Here is a 19,009-nt window from a genome sequence, read left to right as displayed (position 1 = left end):
CTGCCACCACAACACATTCTATCTTTTTCGTAGTCCCTGTCTAAATTATAGACAAGTTTTATATTTTTAAACTTATTATTTAATTTTTAGCTGCAGCCAGTAGTTGAACCACAATCCAAGCATACCTTACAGGTTCCGTTCATAACCATCTTTGTTCCAGAGCAGGTAGGGCATGTTACGCCGTAGAGCTTCTCTCCCTCAGGTTTTGAATGAGAAGTATTACTGGATTCTATAGAAACAGTTTCGCTTGGTGTAGTTGATATTGGATGCTGTGAAAAAGGGCTTTTTTCTATGGTTGTGCTTACATAATCCTCAGGCTTAACCTGGCAGCGTGAGAAATCACCTAACTCTATATCGATTATTTTGCTTATTAAATCAGAAATAGAGGATACATATTTAATATATGGATGTTTTTGCACAAAACCATAAGGCTCGTATTTTTGTCCTCTAAGCATTCTGGCAATATCCTTTGGAGGAACATGATATTGAAGCATAACAGATATTGATTTGGATAGAGAATTTAAAAGCCCTGTTATTATTGTTCCTTCTCTGTCAGTAGTTATATAAACCTCAGAAATCTCACCATTTTCGCGTCTGTTTATAGTGGTATATATTTTAACATCCTCAATTTGAGCAGGATGAGTAGTGCCGTATCTAATACCTTCTGGTTTATCTCTTCTTGTATAGTGCTTGTGCGCCTGCATTTCCTTTGCCTTTTTAAGAAGCTGAGCATAAGTAAGACTTTCAAGATTTACATCATCAGATTCAGTAAGCAGACTTGTATTTAGAGGCTGTGCTGCCTTGGAAGAATCTCTATATAAAGTAATGCCTTTTACACCAAGTTCCCAGGATTTTAATACTACATTTTTAAAATCTTGAACTGAAGCATTTTTAGGTAAGTTAACAGTCTTTGACACAGCTCCAGAAATTAAAGGAGTTATGGCTGCAACCATGTTAACGTGACCCATAGGTTTAATATACCTTTCTCCGCTGCCGCACTTATTAGCTGTATCAAAAATTGCATAATGTTCTTCTTTTAAGTGAGGTGCATCTTCAATCTTGCCGTCAGCTATTTTTTCATATTCGTACCCGTTTTCATTAGCTGTTTCTTTTCTAAGAACATAGTTTAATATGTCCTCAATTTGTTCTTTAGTATAGCCTAAGTTTTCAAGAGACATTTCTATTACAGGATTTACTACAGTCATATATCCACCGCCAACAAGCTTTTTATATACAATATGACTGAAGAAAGGCTCAATAGAAGTTGCTGTACAATCCATAGCAAAGGAGATAGTTCCTGTTGGTGCTATTACTGAAACCTGTGCATTTCTAAAACCAAAAGCTTCACCCTTTAGAACCGCAGCTTTCCAAGTTTTTATAAGAGCGTTGCTTATGGAACCAAGATTCAAGCTGTTTAAAAGATCGTGATTTACTTTAACTGGCTCATAATTTAAATCTTCATATTCCGAATCTAAGCTTCCAGAAACTCTAGCATGGTTTCTTATTACTCTTAACATGTAATCTTTATTTATATCATACTTTTCAAAAGTACCAATTTTTTCTGCCATTAAAGAAGATACGTAGTAAGAATACCCTGTCATAATTCCTATCAATGAAGCCGCCAAGGTTCTGCTTTCTTCAGAATCGTAGGGGTGCCCCATAACCATAAATAAAGCAGCTATATTTGCAATACCTAAACCTGTAGTTCTAAACATATAGGTTTTTCTTGCAATATCTTCAGTAGGATACTGCCCCCAATGAATAGATGCTTCAAGTGCAAGCTGAACTAAACCTACCAAGTGAATATAACCATCTATATCAATGCTTTTATCAGAATGATTATAGAATTTAAATACATTTATTGAAGCTAAATTACAAGAGGAGTCATCCAAGAATGCATATTCTCCACATGGATTAGTAGAGTTAATTCTGTTATGCTTAGCTCCTAATAACCCATCTTCTCCAGCTGGGCAAGTATGCCAAGCGTTAAAGGTATCATCAAATTGAGGTGCTGGGTCTGCGCACTGCCAAGCAGAATCATTAAAAGCATTCCAGATTTCCTGTACTTTTATTTTGCTGTCTAAATTACTGTCCATTCGGCCATTAAGCTCTATTTCTTCTTCAGGATCATTATGTAGATTTTTAACCTTGGTCATGAAGTTATCAGAAAATCTTATAGAATTGTTGCTGTTTTGTCCTGAAACAGTCTCATAAGCTTCGCCGTCTATATCCATATCGTATCCCATTTTTCCAAGAGCACGTACTTTTTCTTCTTCTTTTGCTTTCCAAGTTATGAATTCCATTATTTCAGGGTGATCAACGTCAAGGCAAACCATCTTAGCAGCACGTCTTGTTGTGCCTCCTGATTTAATTGCACCTGCATTTCTGTCTAAACCTTTTAAGAAGCTCATTAATCCTGAAGATACACCGCCGCCGGAGAGTTTTTCTCCCTTTGCTCTCAATGTACTGAAATTAGTACCGGTTCCTGAACCGCCTTTAAAAAGCTTTGTTTCTGTAACAAACTGCTCGGAAATTGAGTGATTACCTAAAAGCTTATCCTCTATTGAAACTATAAAGCAAGCTGAAGCTTGAGTTCTTGTATAACTGTCTTCACTCTCAACAACCTTTTTAAGCTTCTCATCATAATAAAAGCTTCCTTGTTTGTTTCCGCGTATATTATATGACTGAGCAAGTCCTGTGTTAAACCATTGAGGTGAATTAGGAGCATACATTTGATTTAAAAGTCCATACACCATTTCATCATAAAAGATGCTTTTCTCTTCATCATTTTCAATAATACCCTCATCAACAAGTGCTTCACTCCAAAAACTTACAAGCCTATGAGCAACCATCCTCATGCTGTTTTCATAACCAACACTGTTTGGAACTCCTGCTCTTCTGAAGTATTTAGATGCTATAATGTTGCAGGCATTTTGAGAGTACTGCTCTGGAAACTCTAAGTCTTTCATATCGACTATTACCTTAGAGGTTTTATAGTCTTTTAAGAAAACATCAACTGTCTTCCATTGAAATAAATCATAAACAGTCTTGTTTTTATTGTTTTCTAATTCTTTAGTATAAACTCTCTTAAATAGAGACTTTACGTTATTGCTATTGTCTTTAAAGCTAGTATTTTTCATAGTATTACCTCCAGTCAATAAATGTCTATATATAGTATTATATTCAATAATAACCACTATATGTAGTATCACTTTGACTATTATAGAATAATTACTATAAGAATTCAACAAAATTCGTTCTACAAAATAACAGTTTTTTTCACCACTGATTAATTTGACTAATTTAAAAATTCAAAAAAGGATAATATTTATTCATTTGGATGAAAGTTTATACAAAAAATAATTGACAGTAAACATGCCCTATGCTATTGTTTTAGAGTAATTTTAAATTTAGCATTGGAGGAATGATACATGGAAAAAAGTACCCACTTAAAAAAGGAATTAGGGTTAGTTATAGCTACAGCACTTGTAGTAGGAAATATGATGGGTTCAGGGATATTTATGCTTCCTGCAACGCTTGCAACTAAAGCAGGTCCAGGCTCTACCATGCTTGCGTGGATATTAACTGGATTAGGTTCTATTTTACTTGCACTTTCCTTTGCAAACTTAGGCTCTAAGATACCTAAGACTGGTGGCCCCTACGAGTATTCAAAATTAGCTTTTGGAGACTTTATGGGATTTTTAAACGCATGGTTATATTGGAATGGTTCATGGATTGGAAATGCAGCTATAATTACTGCAGTAGCTAGTTATACAGGTAAATTAATACCTGCTATCAACAATAATCATTTTATTGCATTTTTATACACGAGTTCAATACTTTGGATATTTACAATTATTAATATAATGGGAGTTAAAAAAGCAGGTATAACTCAAACGGTCATTACTATATTTGAACTATTACTTTTTGTTTTCTTTATAGGTATAACAGCATATCATTTTAATCCTGCATTACTAAAGCCTATGTTTCCAGTGGATAAAGGCATAGCTACTGTGCCAGCAGCTGCGGCTTCTACATTATGGGCGTTTATCGGCTTTGAAACAGCATCTGTTGCAGCAGGAGAGATAAAGAATCCCGAAAGAAATGTTAAACTGAGTACTATACTTGGAATGACAATTGCAATTGTTATGTATATGGCTATTAATTTCTTTGCAATGGGCTCTATGTCACAGGAAGCACTTGCTAAAAGTTCCTCTCCTATAGTTGACATATTAGCTCAATACTTAGGCAGCGGGATTACAAATGTACTTTTGGTTGCATGTATCATAAGTGTATTAGGAACTACAGTAGGCTGGCTTCTTGCAACAGCTCGTATGTCATATGCGGCTGGAAAAGATAAAATTTTCCCAGAAGCTTTTGCAAAGATTCATCCAAAATATAATACACCACATGTATCCCTTATAATAAGTGCTGTACTTGCAAATATATTGTTAGTTATGAATTACTCAAAGTCACTATTATCAGCTTTTAACTTTATAATACTATTGGCTACTTTAGCTTATTTGCCAATGTATGCCAGCACCGCAGCGGCAGAGATTATATTGCTCGTAAAGCGTGATGCTGATTTTAATGTTTGGAAGTTTATAAAGGCTTCTATAGTTCCTTTAGCAGGCTTTGCTTATGCCGTATGGGCTATTTACGGTTCAGGATCTGAAACAGTTATGTACGGATTCTTATTGATACTATTTGGAGTTCCATTCTATCTTTATATGAAGCTTAAGGACTCTGCAAAAATAAAACAGTTAAGAGATTTTAATAAAGCAGCTTAATTATAAATCAGCAGTATCATTGTTAGTGATGCTGCTGATTTTTTGATATAATAAAGGTAGCACAGGCTTTGCTTTAAAGTCCGCAGGGCTATGCGTGGAAAATAATATATAATATTAGTGATTACTTTGCGGATGTTCTAAGGTTCGTAAATTCATAAAACCAAGAGCCTCTAAAAATTCGCTTTAACTTTTGCTATCTTTAAAGCGAAGCTTCTATGATAAATTTTAATATCATATTGTATTTTTTGTTAGCTCAGAAGAGAGGCTCTAAGTTTTATGACTTCACTTCACCAAGAACAGGGGCAAAGTACTCAATTAATCTTATATATTATTTTCTACACTGCCCTACATACTTTAAAGCAGGCCTATAATACTTTTGTAGCTCTATAATTAATCAGGTTAAACATTAAAAAGTTTTGCGCTGTTTAATAATAATGTTGATGTAAGCATATTCTTCAATATTGTAGAAAGCAAATCTGCTGCAAACCAGCATTTTTGCAGTAAATATTTAAATATTTTTATAGGTTTATATTTAAATAGGTGAATGATAAAAATGTCATTACTAGCTTTTAACAAAGCCAAAAGTTTTAATTATAAAAACGATCATTGAGTAAGTCGTATATATAGATAATTATAATGGCGTATAAAAGCTACATAGGCTGGGTGTAGAGACCGAGAGCAGGTGTAGGAAATAATATTTAAATTTGATTGATAACTTTGCCCATGTTCTTGGCGAAGTAATGTTGAAAAGCTTAGAGCCTCTCTTCTGAGCAAGCCAAAAGTATTTTAAGTTTACTAAAGATATTTTAAAGCTTGCGGCTGTTAAAGAAACAAGAAGCTGAAGCGAATTTATAGAGGCTCTTAGCTTTTCAGTATTGCAAGCCTTAGAACATACGCAAAGCAATCATAAAGTAAAATATTATTTTCTACACTAGGCTCTAAGTCTTTACGCCGCAGCCTACGGCCATTTTAGTTTACAATTTTATTAAGAGGTGAAGTTATGATTTATAAATATGAAGATAAATATCCAAAGATACATGAAAGTGTTTTTGTGGCAGAAAGTGCTGATATTATAGGTAATGTAGTCATTGAAGAGGACTGTAGTATTTGGTTCGGAGCTGTTTTAAGAGGTGATGAAAATTATATAAGAGTTGGGAAAGGAACTAATATACAGGATAATTGCACTGTACATATAGCAGGAGAAAAGTATTCAACAGAAATTGGTGAGTATGTTACTGTTGGCCATGGAGCTATAGTGCATGCTTGTAAGGTTGGAAACTACTGTTTGATAGGAATGGGAGCAATAGTATTAGACGGATCAGAAATAGGTGACTATACTATTATTGGAGCTGGGAGCGTAGTAACTGGAGGAAAGAAAATACCTTCTGGTGTTATGGTTTTAGGCTCTCCAGGAAGAGTAGTTCGTGAACTTACTGAAGAAGAAAAGAAAAATTTAGAACAATCGGCTAAAAATTATATTGATTTATCTAAAAAGTTTAAATTATAATACTAATAGATTGAATAAATCCATATTTTGTGAAATAATTATTATATGGTAATATTATAATTAAAAGGGGGAGAGACGATGACAGTGTTAAATAATTTAGGATTAAGCGCATTATTTGGACTTTTAGGAATACTTGTCATGGCTATAGGCTATGTTATATTTGACAAAATGATACCACTAGATTTTAATAAAGAACTTGAAAAAGGAAATATGGCTGTAGGTATTTTAATAGCTGGACTTTTAATAGGAATAGCTCTAATAGTTTCTAGGGTTGTAGCGGCTTAAGAGAAAAGATAGATCTTTATTTAAAATAAATAAAGGTCTATTTTTTTATATTGTCTATATTTTTCTTCTTTTCACACAATAAATGTATAGCTTGTTTAAAGTGGTATTATATATATTGATAAAAAAAGGTTGTAAAGAGGAGAAAAAGATGAAATTTTTAAGACAATTTGCAATAATACTTGTTATATGTTTTTTAGGAGAAGCACTTCATAGAGTTTTAAATTTGCCAATACCAGGCAGTGTCGTAGGAATGATTTTACTGCTTTTAGGACTTATGACCGGAGTAATAAAACTTAAACATATTGAAGAGACCAGTGAGTTTCTTCTTGATCATTTAGCATTCTTTTTTGTGCCTGCAGGGGTAGGAATAATATCTAGTTTAGATGTAATGAAAGGTAATTGGGTTCCTATATTCGTTATCATTGTAATATCTACAATAGTTGTTATGGTTACTACAGGCATAACTGTACAGCTTTTAAAAGGGGACAAGTAGAATGAAAGAACTAATAAACTCACCATTGTTTGGAATAATGATTTCTCTTTTAGCGTTTGAATTTGGATGTATCTTATATAATAAGACTAAGATAGCTTTTTTTAATCCTTTGTTTATAAGCCAGACCTTAATTATTTTACTTCTTTTAAGATTTCATATCAGTTTTGAAGCTTATAATAAAGGAGGTCAGTTAATTTCTTTCTTCCTAGGGCCTGCTACAGTTGTCCTTGCAGTACCCTTGTATAAAAAATTAAAGCTTTTAAAAGCAAATGCTCTTGCTATATTAACGGGGATAACTATAGGATCTATTTTTGGAATGATAAGTATTATACTTCTAGGGAAAGCCTTTGGACTAAATGAACTTTTAAGGCTGTCTATGATTCCTAAATCAGTAACCACTCCTATTGGAATGGATGTATCTTCTCAGCTTGGAGGAATTCCAGCTGTTACAGTTGCTGCTATTATTATAACCGGTATTTTAGGAGCAATAATTGGACCGTATATATGTAAAATATTCAAAATTAAGGACAGTGTATCTGTGGGAATAGCTATAGGAACATCTAGTCATGCTTTAGGAACTACAAAAGCATTAGAACTTGGAGAAACTGAAGGTGCTATGAGCAGCTTGTCAGTTGGTATAGCAGGATTAATAACTGTAATACTGGCTCCCATTATGGTTAAACTTTTTACGTTAATGAAATTATTTTAATTAAAGATAGTAATATGGATAGTTAACATTTGTTAGCTATCCATATTTTTTTCATGCTTTGGCAAGAATAATGTTTACTCATAAATAGGAAAATATAATATATATTTTTAAAGATCAGGAGGGATGCTTTATGAAAAAGCTCATAATAGCTGTTGCTTTATTGATTACTTTAATTTTTAGTGTGAGAATACATGCAGAGGCAATAAAACCGGAAGTGCATTTTATTGATATTGGACAGAGCGATTGTATTTTAATTAAGGGTGAAAAAAATTATTTAATAGATACAGGACTCCCACGCACCGAAGATAAAGTTATAGAATATCTTAACTCACAAGGGGTTGATAAGATAGAGGATATAATAATTACTCATTTTCATGATGACCACTATGGAGGGCTTCCCAAAATACTTTCTAGTAAGGATGTGAAAAGAGTTATTCTTCCAAATCATCAGCAAAAGTATAGAGATTATATTTTTTCTTATTTAATAGATAAAAATATAAAAATTGAATACATAAATACTAATTATTATATAAAGGAAAAGAATATAGACTTAAAAGTTATGCTTCCAGAAAAAGAGGACCTAAATATTGAAAATAATAATGGAACTGTTATATATGGGCTCATAGATAACCTAAAATATGCTTTTATGGCTGATGTAGAAAAAGAGAGGGAGAAGATTATATTAGAGAATAAGGAAATTTTAAATTCTGATATTATGAAGGTAGGACATCATGGTTTGGATACAAGCTCAACTGAAGAACTTGTAAAAGCTATAAATCCACGTATTGCTGTCATAACCTGTGATGGCGATGAAAGTCCAAATGATGTTGTCATTAATAGATTTATAAGTGATAAAACTCAAGTTTTAAGGACTGACAGGTTAGGAAGTATTATAACTAGAAGAGGAAATAGGAATAAACAAGTTGAAATTCTAACAAATAGAATGATAGAATAAAAAAGATAGTTGAGTAAATTACTATGCCATATAAGAAGGGAGAAAATTAATTTGTTTAAACTAGAGCCTCTAAAAAAGATGAATATAGAAGAAAAATACAAATATATGCTTATTTTATTAGAAGGTCAATTAAGCTCAGAAAAGGATCCATTAGCAAATTTAAGCAATGCAGGTGCAATAATAAATGCTGTTCTTGATAGATTAAATTGGGCAGGTTTTTATTTAATGAGAAATGAAGAATTGGTTTTAGGACCTTTTCAGGGCCTTCCGGCATGTAACAGAATTAAAATAGGAAATGGAGTATGTGGAACTGCTGTTTCTCAAAGAAAGGTTCAGAGAATATCTAATGTTCATGAATTTCTAGGTCATATTGCTTGTGATTCTGCATCAAATTCTGAGCTTGTTATACCAATTATTAAAGATGATAAGGTTTATGGTGTACTGGACTTAGATAGTCCTGAATTAGATAGATTTACAGAGCTTGAAGAAATATATCTAGTGAAGTTTGTTGAGAAACTAAATAAATATATAAATTGGGAAGAATTATAAAAAGGAAGCCTAGGCTTCCTTTTTTGCTCTTATAAATATCTTTACAATTTCATTAAGAATAAGAGGTACAAGGGATAATAATGCTACAAAGCCCCAATCTCTCATGTTTAAGTTAAATACTTTAAATACAGAGGCTAAAAAAGGCACTGTTATAACTATATCCTGAAGAAAAATTCCAAGTATGATTGATCCGATTAAGTATTTGTTAGTGAACAAGCCAACCTGGAATATAGATTTATGTGGATGCCTCATATTTAGTGCGTGAACCAGCTGAGATACACTTAATACCACAAAGGCCATTGTTTGAGCATGAGTTAAAGCCGCTTCAGATATATTTTTAGGAAAAATAGGGAACAAATCAGTAGTTCCAGTATAAACTCTAGCTCCAATGACAAAGGCTGTTAAGGTTAATAATCCAATTAGTATACCATTTAATACTAAGCTTAATCCTGCTCCTTCAGCAAATAAGCTGTGTTTTGGATTACGGGGCTTTTCGTCCATAACATTCGGATCACCAGGATCAACTCCCAGTGATAAAGCAGGAAGTGTATCAGTAATTAAATTTACCCATAAAATGTGTATTGGCTTAAGAGGTGAAGCCCAGCCAAGGAGTATAGCAAAGAATAAGGCAATAATTTCTCCGGCATTACAAGATAAAAGGAATATTATTGATTTTTTTATGTTGTTATAAATATTTCTTCCCTCTTTTATCGCTGAAACTATAGTACTAAAATTATCATCAGTAAGTATCATATCAGAAGCACCTTTAGCTACGTCAGTACCTGTAATTCCCATTGCTACACCTATATCAGCCTGTTTAAGAGAAGGTGCATCATTAACTCCGTCGCCAGTCATGGAAACAATATTACCTTTTGCCTTAAAGGCTTTTACTATTTTAACCTTATGCTCTGGAGACACTCTCGCAAAAACCCTTAGGTTATCAATTTTTTCAGTCAAGTCTTTTTCTGATAATTTATCTAGTTCAGCCCCGGAAATAGCTTGAGACTGATCTTCTGCAATGCCAAGCTCCTTAGCTATAGCAAAAGCTGTATTCTTATGATCTCCTGTTATCATTATTGTTCTGATTCCTGATTTTTTGCATATTGCAATAGAGTCCTTAACCTCAAGTCTAGGAGGGTCAATCATTCCAACAAGACCTATAAAAACAAGATCCGATTCTAGGCAGTCTATAGCTATGTGAGGAGAATCAATTTGCTTAAAGGCAGCACCTAAAACTCTGAGAGCATCATCAGACATTGAGTTTGATTTATCCATTATTGTATCTTTAATATCATCAGTTAAAGGAACTATTTCCCCGCCTATATATGCACTTTTACATATTTTTAAAAGATTATCTATAGCACCTTTTGTGAACACGTAGAAATTTTCATCGTATTTATTTACTGTTGTCATAAGTTTTCTATCAGAATCAAAAGGTACTTCATTTATTCTATCATGCTGCTCATAAAGTTCATTTTTAAATAGATTAAATTTTACACCGGCCTCCAATAAGGCTATCTCAGTAGGGTCGCCGGTCTTTGATTCCTCAGAATAGGTTGCATCGTTACAAAGCACCAAACATTCTAATAAAAGTCTATGCTCTGGTTCTCCTATATTTAAGGCTGATAGGTCTCCAAAAGCATTATCAGAATAAAATTTGGTTACAGTCATCTTATTTTGAGTTAATGTACCGGTCTTATCAGAGCATATTATGTTTACTGAACCTAAAGTTTCAACAGCAGGAAGCTTTCTAACTATGGCATTTTCTTTAATCATTCTCTGCACACCCATAGCAAGAACTATTGTAACTATAGCAGGAAGTCCTTCTGGTATAGCTGCTACAGCCAGACTTATGGAGGTAAAGAACATTTCAAATAAGTCTCTTCCCTGAACTAAACCAACTACGAACATCATAGCACAGATTCCTAGTGCGGCAAAACCAAGTATTTTTCCAAGCTCTGCAAGCTTTTTTTGGAGAGGAGTCTGCTCGCTTCCCTCTTCTTCAAGCATTTTAGCAATTTTGCCTATTTCAGTATCCATACCTGTGCCAACAGCTACCCCGATGCCCCTTCCATAAGTAGCTAAAGTAGACATGAAAGCCATATTTTTTTGATCTCCAAGAGGGGTATCATCCGCTTCGAAAACTAAATCACCGTTTTTGTCTACAGGTACAGATTCTCCTGTAAGTGCGGATTCTTCAATTTGTAAATTAGCACTTTCGATTAGCCTTAAATCACAGGGAATGTATCTTCCAGCATCGATTATGATAATGTCACCTGGAACAATTTCCTCAGAAGCTATTTCTTTAAGCTCACCATCTCTTTTTACAATGGCTTTTGGAGTAGATAATTTTTTTAAAGCGTCCAAAGCCTTTTCTGCTTTTGATTCTTGAATTACACCAACAACAGCATTTACTAAAATAACAATTGCGATTATTAACGCATCGCTTATTTCTCCTAAAAGCCCGGAAACAATTGCGGCACCAATTAAAATATAAATCATAACGTCATTTAATTGCGAAAAAAATAGTTGAAATAAAGTTTTACCTTTCTTACCTGTAAGCTTATTTTCGCCAAACTTTTGAAGTCTCACATTAACTTCTTCAGAAGATAGTCCTTGAAGAGCATTAACATTAAGCTCTTTAATAACATCATCTTTATTCTTTTGAAACCACATATAAATTCACCTCTCCCATATTATTCACCAAAACTAAAAAATCATAAATGTATATAAAAAAGACCTTTGCAAAGCATTATGCTAAGCAAAGGTCTTGCAATCTCAAACTGAGTTAATTATCCGGGCCTAAGCCGTAATGACGAATAATTAGAAGCTATAAAGCTTTTGCTACTCCCCTTTTTTATAATTATAACATATGGTTTTTAAAAACTCAATATATGGTTAATGAAATATTTATAAATATTTGGAAATAATTAACATATGGATATTTTATTCATAATATATTTATAGAATAAAATATCCAAATTTAATTTATTATTTGGAGGAAAGTACATGAGAGGGGATTTGGAAATGGTTGAAGACATAAGAATAAAGAGAAACAATAGATGGACAGCAAATAGATTTTTAATAGGATTAATAGTATTTTTAGTTTTTGTAATATTCTGCGGCTTGTTTTTTAATGCCAGCTACATGATGTCTACTAAAACGGTAAATTCGATAGATAAGAAAATGGAACAGCTTAATAAAAATGATAAAGATTCAACCAGAAAAACCTATTATATTGAACAAAAGTTAAGAAAAGATGTGGAGAATATAATGAAAAACCAAAAATAAATTTGCAAAAAAACTTGTGTTGTGATGAAATATATTCAAGAGGTGAATTAACTATGGATAAGATATTGGTTACTGGAGCAGGTGGATTTTTTGCTTCAAGATTTTGTGAATATTACAGTGATAGATACGAAATTATTCCTTTAAAAAGAAATGATTTAGATATAAGAGATGAAAACAAAGTTCTTAATGTTATTAAAGATATTAGACCAAACTATGTGTTACACACTGCTGCAATAGCTGATACAGGAAAGTGTGAACAAGATAAGGAGACTTCTTATGATATTAATGTTCTAGGAAGTAGAAATATTGCAAAGGGCTGCAGCTTGGTTAATGCAAAGCTTATTCACTTAAGTACTGAGCAGCTTTTTAATGGAAATATTGAAAAGGGACCTTACAATGAAGAAGTTAAGCCAGAGCCTAATACTACTTACGGAAATCATAAGCTTATGGCAGAAGATGAAATAAGAAAAGTATTAGAAGAAGCATATATATTAAGGCTTACATGGATGTTTGGATTTCCTGAAAGATTTGAAAAGGTAAATGCAAATATAGTTTGGAATGTTATGAGGGCAGCGCTAAGCGGAAATATAATGAAAATTCCAGTTAATGAATACAGAGGTATGACGTATGTTTATGACCTTATTAATAACATTCCTAAGATAATGAACCTTCCTTACGAAATTTACCACACTGGTAGTGAAAATAATTTAAATACATATGATATAGCAAAACATGTTGTAGAAGAACTAGGTTTATCCTATAGAATCAATGATATCATTGAAAAAGATGAAGAAAAGTTTAAGGAACTTCCAAGAGACTTAAGAATATCAAATGCTAAATTAAAAAGTTTTGGAATTGAATTTTTAGATACTGAAGAGGCTGTTTCAAGGTGTATAAAAGAATTTGGCTATAGAGTATAGCAGGAGGTAAAGATGCAGACTAATGAAGAAAAGAGAAAAGATATTAATTTTGCCATAGTAGGACTTGGAGGAATTGGAAATACTCATGCCATAAGTGCTTATATGGCAAACATGACTTTAAATCTTCCATATAATTTAAATTTAGTTAAAACAGTCACTAGAAAACCTTCTGGGTTTTCAATAAATGGAGTTACTAATACACAAAGCCTTGAAGAGGTGTTAGAAGATAAGAATATAGATTTTATAGATATTTGCACTCCAAATGATTCTCATGGAGATATTGTGCGAAAAGCAATATTATATAAAAAGCCTGTATATTGCGAAAAACCCTTATCTTCAAGCTATTATGAAGCAGTAGAAATGGCTGAAGCAGTTAAAGAGGCAGGCATAAAAAACGCCGTAGCATTAATATATAGATTTGTTCCTTCCATTAGTTTAATAATAAATGAGATTAATGAAGGAACTATTGGAGAAATAATTGATTTCAAAATTAAGCTATATCATAAGGGTTATCTAAATCCCAATAAAAAAGATGTTTGGAGAACAAGTTCAGCTTCAGGTGGAGGAGCACTTTTAGATTTGGGAATTCATTTGGTTGATATTATACAGGCTACTTTAGGAAATATTGAAAAGGTAAATTGCAGCAGCAGGATTTTTTTTGAAAATAGAACCAATGTAGATGAAATTTCTAACTGCAATCTTTATCTTGAAAATGGAATAAGAGGTAATTTAGAGGTGTCTAGAATTTTTGCGGATAGTGAGGAATCAACATCTTTTGTTATATATGGCACTAAAGGCTCTATAAGGATGTCTTCTCATAAGGCTGATAGTATTGAAATTTATGATTTTAATAAAAATATGACTTTTATTAAGAGTGCTAAAGGCATGGATAAGATACTAAGATATTACGGACCAAGTGCAGCTGGATTTTTCTACGACTCTCACAAGGCGGGACTTGTAAATTTTGCAAATATGATTTCAGGAATTAATGTTGATGGCAATATAACTGCTGATTTTGAAGAGGCAGCTAAAAGTCAAAGAGTTATTGAGGCCTGCTACAAGTCAAGCAGAGAAAATAGAGAAGTAAATATAAATGAGATTAAATACCGCTAAAGGCGGTATTTTTTATAGAGCAATTAAACATAAGGCATAAATTTATCTTTATATTTTAGCACTTTATCCGATATAATAAGTATAGTTAATATTAAAATTAACAAAACAAATACGGGAGGGAATATTCTTGGAAATATCTAGAGTAAAAAGAAATGCTCCAGTTGCCTCTGAAGATAAAAAAGAAATAGGAATTAAAAAAGATTTTTCGCAAAGCTTTAATTTTGCTAGAGATAGAAAGAATGGAGAGCAGTTAAAGCAAATGCTTGATGACATAAAGAAAAAAGGAAATAGATTAGTAGTAACCAAATGTTATTCGGACGTGCATTCCTATAAAAAGATGATTCAGGAGTATTTGAAATCTGTGCTGCAGTATATGTATAATGTTAAAAAGGATATAAGTTTTTGGCAGACACAATATTTTATGACAGTGGAAACTATTGATGAAAAATTAAAAGAACTAACAGATTTACTGCTTATAGAGGAGAAGGATAATCTTAAAATAGCAGCCACTATTGATGAAATTTCAGGACTTGTGGTAGATATTTACAAATAGTTGACTAGCTTAATGGTTTAATGACTAACTATATAACAATATAAATAGTTATATAGTTATATAGTTAGCAAGCCGATGGTATTAAAGAAAGACATAGATGATACAGATTATAATTAGAAATACTGTACCACTATGCCTTTTATATTTTTATATGAAAGAATTAAAACTTGCGTCTGAAGGCATTCTCCAGTCGCCTCTAGGTGAAAGGCTCACAGTGCCGACCTTTGGGCCATCTGGAAGTGCAGAGCGTTTAAATTGCTGTGTGAAAAATCTTCTGGTAAACTTATCAAACCATTTTTCTATGACGGCTTCTTCGTAATCTTCTTTAAAGGAATGTTTAGCTAAAAATAAGATTTTTTCTTTTGAAGCTCCTTGTCTTATGAAGTAATAAAGAAAAAAGTCATGAAGCTCATAAGGGCCAACTATATCTTCAGTTTTCTGTGTGATTTCTCCATTTTTATCCTTAGGTAAAAGCTCTGGGCTTACTGGAGTAGCTAGTATATCAAGTAAAATATCTGAAGTTGCCTTATCCATCTCGCTTAATGCAGCATATCTAACTAAATATCTTACAAGAGTTTTAGGTACTGAGCAGTTAACAGAGTACATTGACATATGATCACCATTGTAGGTAGCCCAGCCCAAGGCTAATTCAGATAAGTCACCAGTACCAACTAAAATTCCACCTTCCTTGTTGGAAAGATCCATTAATATTTGAGTTCGTTCTCTTGCCTGCACATTTTCATAGGTTATATCATGTATGCCTGCATCATGTCCGATATCCTTAAAATGCTGTAAACAAGCAGGAACTATATCTACTTCACGCAAATCTGTATTTAAGTTTTTACATAAGTTAATTGCATTTGTGTAAGTTCTATCCGTAGTTCCAAAACCAGGCATTGTAACAGTTACAATATTCGTTCTTGGAAGCTTTAACATATCAAAGGTCTTTACAGCTACCAATAGAGCTAGGGTAGAATCTAATCCTCCTGATATTCCAATAACTGCTTTGGTCAGTTTGGTATGTACCAGCCTTTTAGCAAGTGCTGAGCTTTGAATATTAAATATCTCTTTGCAGCGCTCTTCTCTTTGTTTTTCATTAGCTGGAACAAAAGGATGCTTATATATAAATCTATCAAAGTTTACTATATCAGTGTTTTCAAAATTAAACTCAATTTCTTTTATAGACATATCAACAAATTTACTGCTGTCGCTAAAACTTACATTTCTTATTCTTTCGCTTCTTAATCTATCAATATCTATTATGGATGTTATAACGTCATTTTCTCTTTTAAAACGGTTATTTTCATTCAATAGTGAGCCATTTTCGCCTATTATTAAGTGACCGCTGAAGACCAAATCTGTAGTGGATTCAAAAACTCCTGAAGAAGCATATAGATATGAGCACATGCATCTTGCACTTTGAGCTTCGACAAGGCTTCTTCTATAGTCTGCTTTGCTTACAACTTCATTTGAAGCTGAAAGATTAGAAATAATATTTGCACCATAAAGACTTAAATAAGAACTAGGTGGTATTGTTACCCAAAGGTCTTCGCAAATTTCAAATCCAAATTTATAGCACCCAGAAGAAAAAATTATATTAGTGCCAAAAGGAATATTTTTTTGAAATGGCAAATTTACTATTTTATCTCTTATTTGAAGGCCTGGAGTAAACCATCTTTTCTCATAAAATTCTGTATAATTTGGTATATAGCTTTTAGGAACAATACCAAGTATTTGTCCATTAAATATAACATAGGCGCAATTATACATGCTGTTTGCAAATACTAGGGGTGCCCCTACAGCTACAAGTATATCTTTTTTTAAGGAAAAATCGCATAACATCTTTATTCCATCTAAGGACTTTTTATAAAGCTGATCTTGAAGGAATAAATCTCCACAAGTATATGAGGTTATGGAGAGCTCTGGGAAAACTATAAGTTTTGAATTTTCTTTTAAGGCTTTTTCTATGCATTCTTTTATATTATTTACGTTATAGGTAATGTCAGCTACATTGGTTAATGGGCTGGCAGCAGCGACTCTTATAAAATTCATTTGTTTTCACTCCAATCATTTCAAGCATTTGTTTTATATAATTTTCAATTTCATCATTATTATACCATTATAAGTATCTTCGTAAAGTATAATGATGAATTTTAAAGAAAAACCAAGCTATGCTAAGATAGTTGAAATGTAATAAAAACAGCGATTAAAGACGGTAATAAATAACGTTTTACAAGCTAAAACAAAACTTTAATAAAAATCAGAAATATTGTATTATATATACATAGTAAAATTTTTGAAAATAATATTAAATTTCTAAAGTTTGCTATATAATTATACTCAAAGGTGTATTAATTATTATTATTTAGAAAAGAAGGGGGAGTTATTATGACACCGTTATTACTCTGGGTAGTTATATCGGTAGCGGCGTTAGTTGTGGACATAGCCACCAGTGCTTTTCTATTTTTATGGTTTACAGTAGGGGGAATTGCAGCTATTATAGCTTTGATTTTCGGAGCAGGTACAGCAGTTCAAATAATTGTATTTGTAGCTGTAAGTGCTGTTTCCATGGGAATAGGGTATCCTTTTGTGAGAAGAACGCTAAAAGGTTCAGTGGCTAAGACACCTACAATGGAGGAAAGTTATATCGGAAGAGAAATAACAATTGATGAGGATATAATTGAAACTGCTAAGGTTAAAATAGACGGTATATACTGGACAATAAAAAATTCTGGTGAACCTATAAAAAAAGAAGATATAGTCAAAATTACTGGAATCGATGGTAATAAATTAGTTGTTGCAAAAAATAAAAATGAAGAAGTTAGAGAGGAGATAAAATAATATGGCTGGATTGCTTTTAACATTTGTTGTTTTAGTAATATTATTAATACTTGTTGTATCATCAATAAAAATTGTTAACACAGGAAGTTTGTTTGTGGTTGAGAGGTTAGGACAGTTTCATAGAGTTTTAGAACCAGGATGGCATTTTATAATACCATTTGTAGATTTTGTTAGAAAAAGAATTTCAACTAAACAGCAAATACTCGATATAGAGCCGCAAAATGTAATAACTTTAGATAATGTTAAGATATCAATAGATAATGTTATTTTCTATAAGGTTATGAATGCTAGAGATGCTGTTTATAACATTGAAAGCTACAAATCAGGTATTGTTTACTCAACTATAACAAATATGAGAAATATAGTTGGTAATATGTCGCTTGATGAAGTATTATCAGGTAGAGATAAGATTAATTTAGAGCTTTTGCAAGTTGTGGATGAGATAACTGACGCATATGGTATTAAAATACTTTCTGTTGAAATCAAAAATATAATACCGCCAGCTGAAATTCAGCAAGCCATGGAAAAACAAATGAGGGCTGAAAGAGACAAGAGAGCTGCTATACTTCAGGCTGAAGGTGAAAAACAAAGTGATATTGCCAGAGCAGAAGGAGAGAAGCAGGCTAAGATTCTTACAGCTGAAGCTGATAAGGAAGCAAATATCAGACGTGCTGAAGGTATGAAGGAATCCCAGCTTCTTGAAGCAGAAGGTAAGGCAAGAGCTATTGAAGCCATTGCTGAGGCTCAGGCAAAAGCTATTGAGCAGGTAAATAAGGCAATTATTGAATCTGGAACAAATGAAACTGTTATAGCATTAAAACAAGTTGAGGCTCTTCAAGAAATGGCTAAAAATCCTGCTAATAAGCTCATACTTCCTAATGAAGCATTATCAACCTTTGGAAATATTGCAGCTATTGGCGAAATGCTTAAAAAGTAATATTTATAAAAGACCTGTGATTTTTAGTCACAGGTCTTTTAATGTGGTTCAATTTTCAAGGGTGAT

16 protein-coding genes are annotated in these 19,009 nt (G+C 32.6%); 13 read left to right on the top strand and 3 right to left on the bottom strand.

Annotated features, from left to right (window positions below):
• Positions 1 to 86: 86 nt before the first annotated feature.
• The gene (locus JK636_RS13200; protein ID WP_202749480.1) at positions 87 to 3,140 is read right to left on the bottom strand and encodes a vitamin B12-dependent ribonucleotide reductase; all 3,054 of its coding nucleotides are present in this window, start codon (positions 3,138 to 3,140) and stop codon (positions 87 to 89) included.
• A gap of 291 nt (positions 3,141 to 3,431) precedes the next feature.
• Here JK636_RS13200 and JK636_RS13195 point away from each other — a divergent pair, with 291 nt between their 5' ends.
• The 7 genes from JK636_RS13195 (at position 3,432) to JK636_RS13165 (ending at position 9,288) form a co-directional block, all read left to right on the top strand.
• On the top strand, positions 3,432 to 4,790 hold the full coding sequence (locus JK636_RS13195) for an APC family permease (RefSeq protein ID WP_202749479.1): 1,359 nt from the start codon (positions 3,432 to 3,434) through the stop codon (positions 4,788 to 4,790).
• A gap of 1,000 nt (positions 4,791 to 5,790) precedes the next feature.
• Positions 5,791 to 6,297, top strand: coding sequence for a gamma carbonic anhydrase family protein (locus JK636_RS13190; protein ID WP_202749478.1), 507 nt, complete (start codon positions 5,791 to 5,793; stop codon positions 6,295 to 6,297).
• Positions 6,298 to 6,375: 78 nt separating this feature from the next.
• The gene (locus tag JK636_RS13185; protein WP_202749477.1) at positions 6,376 to 6,582 is read left to right on the top strand and encodes a DUF350 domain-containing protein; all 207 of its coding nucleotides are present in this window, start codon (positions 6,376 to 6,378) and stop codon (positions 6,580 to 6,582) included.
• 148 nt (positions 6,583 to 6,730) lie between these two features.
• Entirely contained in the window at positions 6,731 to 7,075 is a 345-nt protein-coding gene (locus JK636_RS13180) for a CidA/LrgA family protein (RefSeq protein ID WP_202749476.1), read from the top strand.
• 1 nt (position 7,076) lies between these two features.
• Positions 7,077 to 7,784 carry an LrgB family protein gene (locus JK636_RS13175; RefSeq protein ID WP_202749475.1) on the top strand — a complete coding sequence of 236 codons (708 nt, stop codon included), beginning with the start codon at positions 7,077 to 7,079 and terminating at the stop codon, positions 7,782 to 7,784.
• 130 nt (positions 7,785 to 7,914) lie between these two features.
• The gene (locus tag JK636_RS13170; RefSeq protein WP_202749474.1) at positions 7,915 to 8,739 is read left to right on the top strand and encodes a ComEC/Rec2 family competence protein; all 825 of its coding nucleotides are present in this window, start codon (positions 7,915 to 7,917) and stop codon (positions 8,737 to 8,739) included.
• A 51-nt stretch (positions 8,740 to 8,790) separates the two neighbouring features.
• Positions 8,791 to 9,288, top strand: coding sequence for a GAF domain-containing protein (locus tag JK636_RS13165; protein WP_202749473.1), 498 nt, complete (start codon positions 8,791 to 8,793; stop codon positions 9,286 to 9,288).
• Positions 9,289 to 9,297: 9 nt separating this feature from the next.
• On the opposite strand, the gene JK636_RS13160 is transcribed toward JK636_RS13165, so the two are convergent.
• Positions 9,298 to 11,964 (bottom strand): cation-translocating P-type ATPase, encoded by a 2,667-nt coding sequence (locus JK636_RS13160; RefSeq protein ID WP_202749472.1) that lies wholly within the window; start codon positions 11,962 to 11,964, stop codon positions 9,298 to 9,300.
• A gap of 333 nt (positions 11,965 to 12,297) precedes the next feature.
• Between JK636_RS13160 and JK636_RS13155 the strand changes: the two genes are divergently transcribed.
• The 4 genes from JK636_RS13155 to JK636_RS13140 all read left to right on the top strand — a co-directional run bounded on the left by JK636_RS13155 (position 12,298) and on the right by JK636_RS13140 (position 15,165).
• On the top strand, positions 12,298 to 12,579 hold the full coding sequence (locus JK636_RS13155) for a hypothetical protein (RefSeq protein WP_202749471.1): 282 nt from the start codon (positions 12,298 to 12,300) through the stop codon (positions 12,577 to 12,579).
• Positions 12,580 to 12,632: 53 nt separating this feature from the next.
• Positions 12,633 to 13,499, top strand: coding sequence for an SDR family oxidoreductase (locus tag JK636_RS13150; RefSeq protein WP_202749470.1), 867 nt, complete (start codon positions 12,633 to 12,635; stop codon positions 13,497 to 13,499).
• 12 nt (positions 13,500 to 13,511) lie between these two features.
• Complete coding sequence (locus JK636_RS13145; RefSeq protein ID WP_202749469.1) at positions 13,512 to 14,612, top strand: Gfo/Idh/MocA family protein; 1,101 nt, start codon at positions 13,512 to 13,514, stop codon at positions 14,610 to 14,612.
• Between the two features lie 127 nt (positions 14,613 to 14,739).
• Positions 14,740 to 15,165 carry a YaaR family protein gene (locus JK636_RS13140; protein ID WP_202749468.1) on the top strand — a complete coding sequence of 142 codons (426 nt, stop codon included), beginning with the start codon at positions 14,740 to 14,742 and terminating at the stop codon, positions 15,163 to 15,165.
• A gap of 147 nt (positions 15,166 to 15,312) precedes the next feature.
• Here the strand turns inward: JK636_RS13140 and JK636_RS13135 are convergent, their stop codons facing one another.
• The gene (locus JK636_RS13135) at positions 15,313 to 17,217 is read right to left on the bottom strand and encodes an NAD(+) synthase (protein ID WP_202749467.1); all 1,905 of its coding nucleotides are present in this window, start codon (positions 17,215 to 17,217) and stop codon (positions 15,313 to 15,315) included.
• Between the two features lie 336 nt (positions 17,218 to 17,553).
• Between JK636_RS13135 and JK636_RS13130 the strand changes: the two genes are divergently transcribed.
• Positions 17,554 to 18,006, top strand: a complete 453-nt coding sequence (locus JK636_RS13130) for an NfeD family protein (protein WP_207751753.1) — start codon at positions 17,554 to 17,556, stop codon at positions 18,004 to 18,006.
• Position 18,007: 1 nt separating this feature from the next.
• Positions 18,008 to 18,943, top strand: a complete 936-nt coding sequence (locus JK636_RS13125; protein WP_202749466.1) for an SPFH domain-containing protein — start codon at positions 18,008 to 18,010, stop codon at positions 18,941 to 18,943.
• The last annotated feature ends 66 nt before the right edge of the window (positions 18,944 to 19,009 follow it).

Source organism: Clostridium rhizosphaerae, from assembly GCF_016765585.1.
GTDB lineage: Bacteria > Bacillota > Clostridia > Clostridiales > Clostridiaceae > Clostridium_AT > Clostridium_AT rhizosphaerae.
The sequence above is the reverse complement of the archived record's forward strand: the minus strand, read 5'-3'. Positions and strand labels throughout refer to the sequence as shown.